The organism is Halorientalis sp. (assembly GCF_028275115.1).
Classification (GTDB): domain Archaea; phylum Halobacteriota; class Halobacteria; order Halobacteriales; family Haloarculaceae; genus Halorientalis.
The window spans coordinates 1-5,949 of record NZ_JAQCNH010000117.1; the positions used below are offsets into that span (position 1 = coordinate 1).

A 5,949-nucleotide genomic window follows, 5' to 3' on the forward strand; every position below is an offset into this window, starting at 1 on the left:
TACGAGAGACGTCGCTCGTTGTCGTGTTCGCTTGGCGCCGACAGGGCTGTCTCGCCGGGGACGGCCGGCGACGTCGTCGGCGACCCGGATATTACCTTCGAGCTTTCCGGCAATCCGGCAGCCCTCGACGAGGCCATCGACCTCACGGGCTACGCGGGCCAGGTGATCGTCGGGTCGTGGTACGGCACGAAAGACATCTCCCTGGGCCTCGGCGGGGAGTACCACCGGAGCCACGTCCGAATGCAGAGCAGCCAGGTAAGCAGTCTCGACCCCGCACACGCGGACCGCTGGGACAAGGCGCGGCGGATGAGCTTCGTTCGGTCCTGGCTCTCGGAGCGAGACCTCTCGGCGCTGCTCACACACGAGTTCCACATCGACCGTGCACCCGAGGCGTACCAACTGCTTGATAACAACCCCGACGAGGCGGTGCAGGTGGCGTTCAGGTATGGCTGACCGGCTACCGACCCCCTGGTTTAGGTGAACGCAGCCCGTCAGATAACGTGTGTACTCAACGACAGTACTGACGACGTTCGTCGCACAGCACTACCTGACAGTCCCGGATCCGGGGCCGGAAGGGGAGCCTCACTCCCACCACTTTGAGATGGAACTGACGTTTCGCGGCCCCGAGCTGAATGAGGACGACTATCTCGTCGACATCGACGACGCCCGCGCGGCGTTGCAGTCGGTCACGGAGCGGTACTGCGACCGGCTCCTAAACGATCTTCCCGAGTTCGAGGGATACAATCCGAGCGTCGAGCGGTTCGCACGCGTCGTCTTCGGCCGGGTGACCGATATCGTCACCGACGACACCGTCACCGAGCTGTGTGTCACCATCTGGGAGGACGACACGGCCGCAGCAAGCTACAACGCCGTCGTATGAGAGTCGGACTGACACTGTACGGCAGCCTCGAGGAGCGTTCCGGCGGCTTCCGGTACGACCGGAAGCTGCTCGAACAGCTGCGACGCGCCGGGGACACCGTCGAGACCATCGAACTGCCGTGGCGGGACTACCGTCGCGGCCTCCTCGACAACGCCTCCCAAGAGATTCAGGCCCGTCTCGACGTGGACGTAGATGTCATGATCCAGGACGAACTCGCACATCCGTCGCTGGTGTACACGAATCGCAAGCTCTCCTACCCCATCGTCAGCGTCGTCCATCACCTGCGAGCGAGCGAGCCTCGCCGGTTGTCGCCGCTGTACCGAGCCGTCGAGCGACGGTACCTCGACACCGTCGACGGCGTCGTCTGCAACAGCACCGTGACGCGCGACGTCGTCACGTCCCTCGGGGTCGACACCGGCGCAACGGTGGTGGCGCCGCCGGCAGGCGACCGTTTCGACCCCGACATCACCGACGACGTCATCCACGACCGTGCCCAGCGCCGCCCGCTGCAGGTGGTCTTCGTCGGAAACATTACGCCGCGGAAGGGGCTGGACACGCTCGTCGACGGGCTGGCAGCCGCCAGGGCGGACGCGGAACTGACGATCGTTGGCCATCCGACCGACGAGAGGTACGCCGCGGCGGTACGCCGTCGCGTCGACGACCGCGACATCGCGCATCGGGTCCACTTTGCCGGCGAACTTACCGACGACCAGTTGGCCGCGACGCTCCGGCAGAGCCACATTCTCGCGGTCCCGTCACGATACGAGGGGTTCGGGATCGTCTATCTCGAGGGGATGAGCTTCGGCCTCCCTACGGTCGCCTCACGGGCCGGTGGTGCGACCGATATCGTTACTGACGGTGAGACAGGCGTCCTCATCGACCCGGACGATGCGGCCGCCGTCGCCGCGGCACTGACACGGCTGGCCGACGCCGACCAGCTGGCGACGATGGGCCGCGCCGCCAGACGGCGATACGAGCGCCACCCAGGGTGGGAAGAGACAGGCGCTCGCGTTCGTGATCTGCTGATCGAGGTCGCGTCGCCGCCGGAGGTGGCGCCATGACGGGGTCGTTCCAGCGGTATCTCCGCGCCAAACGGACAATCGACGACCGCGCGCTCGACAGACGACTCCTCGGCGAACTGCGCGAGACACTGGCCGCCCGTGCCTCGGCCGGCGACGGCCCGCTGCGCGTTCTCGAAGCCGGTGCCGGCATCGGGACGATGATCACCAGACTCGTCGGGTGGGAGGTCCTTCCCCCAGGGACCACCCACTACACCGCCGTCGACCTCCAGTCCGAGAACATCGCTGCGCTTCCGGATCACCTCGATCGGTGGGCCGACGACCGGCCGGATTACGCCGTCAGCACGGACCCGCTTGCACTCGTGGGTCCGGAGTGTCGACTCGAAATCGAACGTGTCGATACAGACGTGGTCGCCTACGCCGAGCGCACCGCCGCGACACACGACCTCGTGATAGGGGCGGCGTTGCTCGACATCCTGGGCCTGTCGAATCTGCGGTCGCTGATCGGAACACTCGAGCCCGGCGGCGCGTTCTACTTCCCCATCACGTTCGACGGCGGGACGCGCTTTTACCCGGCCCACGACGCGGACCGGTCGGTCGAACGCCACTATCACGCACACATGGACAACAAAGAGGGCGGAAGCAGTCGAGCGGGCGGGGAGACGCTGGCCCGACTACAGGAGCGTCCGGGCGTGGACGTCGCCGCCGCGGGGTCCGATTGGGTCGTGACACCCGCAGACGGGGGTTATCGCGCCGACGAAGCCTACGCCCTCCGGTACATCCTGAACAGTATCGAGGAGGCCGTCGCGGAGATCACTGCCGGCGAGTTCGACCCGCTTGAAGGGTGGTTGGACCGTCGCAGAGCACAGGTCGACGCCGGTGAACTGCTGTATCACACCCACCAGCTCGATCTGTTCGGCCGTGTCGACGGTTCGACGCCGTCCGGTCCCGACCAGGAGTAGAGCGTCCGGTTGCTCCCGTCGATCACTTCCCAACATAAATACTCCATGCAGCCTTGGACACAGCTGTGACAAACACCCAGATCACGCTGATCCAAATCGACAACTACGGCCCGTGGACGACGACACCGGAACCCCGACGCGAGGTCGATCTCCAGACGCTCCAGTCACGGCTGTACGCGGACATCTCACAACTCGTTGGCAACCGGGAAGGATACGCCTTCTTCGCGCGTTTCGATAACCTCGTCACGGTCACGAACGGTCTCGACCGCAATGCCCACCGCCTCATTCAGAACTCGGTGGCCAACCGGTACCCGGTCACAGCGAGCGTCAGTATCGGGGTCGACTCCCAGCCAATAACGGCCCTCGGCACCGCCTCGCGGCAGCTCCAGGCTGCTGGCAGTGCACAGGACAGTGAGCGCCGCGAGATCCTCACCGGAGAGACACTCCCCGGGACGGACCGGGCAGACGAGGATGTCCAGATTGCCCACTTCGACGTCAACGACGCCACGAAAAAGTACACCGACGAACTCAATGAGTTCGACACGTTTATTAACATCGAACAGGGGTACGCAGAACTGATGCGGCACATGCGACACGCTCACGACTCGCTCTCCTTTTTTGTCGGCGGTGACAACGTCATCGCCGTCTGTTCGGCGATGGACGAGTCCGACTATCACGAGGCGATCCGTCACGTCCGTGATGTCGTTGACGTCGACCTGAAAGTCGGTGTCGGACGCGCACGGATGGCCCAGCGCGCCGGTATGGACGCGAAACACGCGCTCGAAGACTGCCGTGAAAACGGCTCCCTCGTCGAACTCGCCTGGTGACCGGCAAAAATGAGTCCACATTGACTCGCACGAGGCCTGTCTGGAGTGGCCGCACCACAGAATCGTTAATCAGCAGGGTACCAGTACAGCCCCGTGTTGGAGACGGCAATCGTCGACCCCGGTAACCTGCTGCCCGGCACCGTCGCGGCATCGACCCAGCGGTGCGACGCCGACGGCAGCTGCTGACATCGACGTGGCGGTCACACGCGAGCGGGGTACGGAGTGGGGTGGCGCCTCATACACCGACACCGGGGACCGCCTTACAACAGAGTCACTCGAACTGTTCCACCGTCGTCTGTTCGTCGCCGATCTCCCGGCTGCTGTCAGGACTGTCGCTGTCGGTGTCTCCGCCGGCGTTTGTGGGGTTTGGGGTTTCGAGTGCGTCTGACACAACCGCGTTATCATCTGGTGACGGCTCTCCGGCCGACTGTCCCGAGCCGGTCGGGATCGTGGTTTCGTCGTCCATGGCGTCTGCGTCCACCGCCGGTGCAGTTTCTGAATCGTCCCCGTGAACGGTCGCTCGACCGGCGGGACTGTCCGCCCGCAGATGCTCCTCTATCTCTGCGAGTTGGACCTGTGTTCCGCTACCGGTGTCGTCGTTTCGGCCGTGCTCGTTTGCAATCGCCTTTGCGGCGGCGTACCCTCCAGAAAAGGAGGCCCGCCTGGCGATGGCTGGTCGGCCCAGTTCCTGTGCGGCCCGTGCTCGTCGTCGTTCGTACTGTGACCAGAACGCCTCTCGTCGCGCCTCGAAGTCGACAACCGGTCGCGGATAGTCCTCGCCGACGACCACACCACAGTTTTCCTGAACGGCGAGTGGCGTCCGTTCGGGCCGGTCGAGAGACTCGCTTGGGAGCGGGGAGAGTTCGGGAACCCACTCGGTGATCCACTCGCCATCGGGGTCGTGATCCCGGACCTGTTTTCGCGGATTGTACACTCGCTGTGACGGTTTCCCGACGAGCCCCGCCTGACTCTGCCACTGTGTGTAATTGATACCGACGTCGCTGTCGATCAGGTGGTGGTGATACCAGTCGGCACCGATCCACCACGGCTGCTGGAGAATATGAGTGAAAAACGAGGCACACATCGCCCGCATCCGAAAGTTCAGCCAGCCGGTCTGCCGGAGACACCGCATCGACGCATCGACCATCGGAAACCCGGTCTGCCCCCGTTTCCAGGCCGTGACGAGCTCGGGGTCGTGGGTCTCCTCGTTGCGGTTCTCGAACACCGGGTTGACCGCCTGCTCGGTCCACCCCGGCCAGTCGACCAGTTTCTGGTTGTAATGCATGTTCCAGACCAATCGGCTGGTAAACATTTTACGGCCACGGCAGGCCGGCGCGTTCTCTGTGACGTACTGGTGGACCTGACGGACGGAGAGCAGCCCGAAATTGATGTACGGTGAGAGACCGCTCGTTCCCTCGCGGGCGTCCTGTGGGGCAGAGATGTTTCGCGGGTACGACTGAATCCGATCGACGAACCCAGACAACTGTGCCGCCGCGTCGCGGTGAGTCCCCGTCGGAACCTTCGTTTTTGTTGGCACGATACCGTACCCCTCGTCGACCAGTGCTGGCGTCACACCGGTCTCCAGCGCGACGCCAACCGCGTCGTCCCACTGTGGGACGTGCTGCGTGCCAGTAAGCCAGGTCCCGATCTGACTCTGCCAGTTCTCTCTGGGTCGCTCCGTGTCACGAACCAGCCCATCACCCGAAAGAAACGATATCGCGTCATCACAGGTCTGCCGGACTCGCCGGTCGCGCTGTTTTCCGTAGCGACTCGTCGGCGTTGCCATCGTCAGCACCGACCAGCCGCGGTCGACGAACGCTGAGAGAACGGTGGCGGGATCGCCGTATCCAAACGTCATCCCGGGCCTGTCCGGTGGTTCCAGCGTCGTCCCGTGTCCGTCTGTGCGAGAGTTTGGGTCGGTCTGCAGGTCCAGCGGGGTCGCCGTGATGGGCTGTGCAGTCGAACTCGCCGCGGCCTGCACCACCCGCTGTCTGGCCGTCGCTGCATACAGCGTGTCGAGGCTCGTGAGTGCCTCGTGGAGAAAGCGGAGACGAGCGTCACAGGCCAATCCGTCCCCCGAGTAGAAGGACGGATCGAACACAAACAGCGGGCAGACCACGTCGCCGTCGACGACGGCCCGTTCCAGAGCCAGGTGGTCGTCGGTCCGGAGGTGTTTGCGGTGCCAGACGACGTAACCGGTCGGGTCGTCCCGGTCCGAGACCGCTGCGGGTGTCGGGATAGCCTCCTGTGCCGGCACTGTG

General features: G+C 64.5%; 6 protein-coding genes. 5 read left to right on the forward strand and 1 reads right to left on the reverse strand.

Going from position 1 to position 5,949, the window contains the following annotated elements:
- The 5 genes from Q0964_RS15500 to Q0964_RS15520 form a co-directional block, all read left to right on the forward strand.
- Positions 1–453, forward strand: a 453-nt coding sequence (locus Q0964_RS15500) for a zinc-dependent alcohol dehydrogenase (protein WP_299269308.1), incomplete at its 5' end; no start/stop codon positions are given.
- 49 nt (positions 454–502) lie between these two features.
- Complete coding sequence (locus Q0964_RS15505; protein ID WP_299269310.1) at positions 503–880, forward strand: 6-pyruvoyl trahydropterin synthase family protein; 378 nt, start codon at positions 503–505, stop codon at positions 878–880.
- Complete coding sequence (locus tag Q0964_RS15510; RefSeq protein ID WP_299269312.1) at positions 877–1,941, forward strand: glycosyltransferase family 4 protein; 1,065 nt, start codon at positions 877–879, stop codon at positions 1,939–1,941. Before Q0964_RS15505 ends, Q0964_RS15510 begins: the two co-directional genes overlap by 4 nt.
- A complete protein-coding gene (locus tag Q0964_RS15515; protein ID WP_299269314.1) occupies positions 1,938–2,861 on the forward strand; it encodes a hypothetical protein in 924 nt (307 codons plus the stop codon). The genes Q0964_RS15510 and Q0964_RS15515 overlap by 4 nt, the downstream gene beginning before the upstream one ends.
- Positions 2,862–2,926: 65 nt before the next feature.
- The gene (locus Q0964_RS15520) at positions 2,927–3,688 is read left to right on the forward strand and encodes a GTP cyclohydrolase III (protein ID WP_299269317.1); all 762 of its coding nucleotides are present in this window, start codon (positions 2,927–2,929) and stop codon (positions 3,686–3,688) included.
- 271 nt (positions 3,689–3,959) lie between these two features.
- Here Q0964_RS15520 and Q0964_RS15525 read toward each other — a convergent pair whose 3' ends face one another.
- Positions 3,960–5,840 carry a cryptochrome/deoxyribodipyrimidine photo-lyase family protein gene (locus Q0964_RS15525; protein WP_414652176.1) on the reverse strand — a complete coding sequence of 627 codons (1,881 nt, stop codon included), beginning with the start codon at positions 5,838–5,840 and terminating at the stop codon, positions 3,960–3,962.
- Between the last annotated feature and the right edge of the window lie 109 nt (positions 5,841–5,949).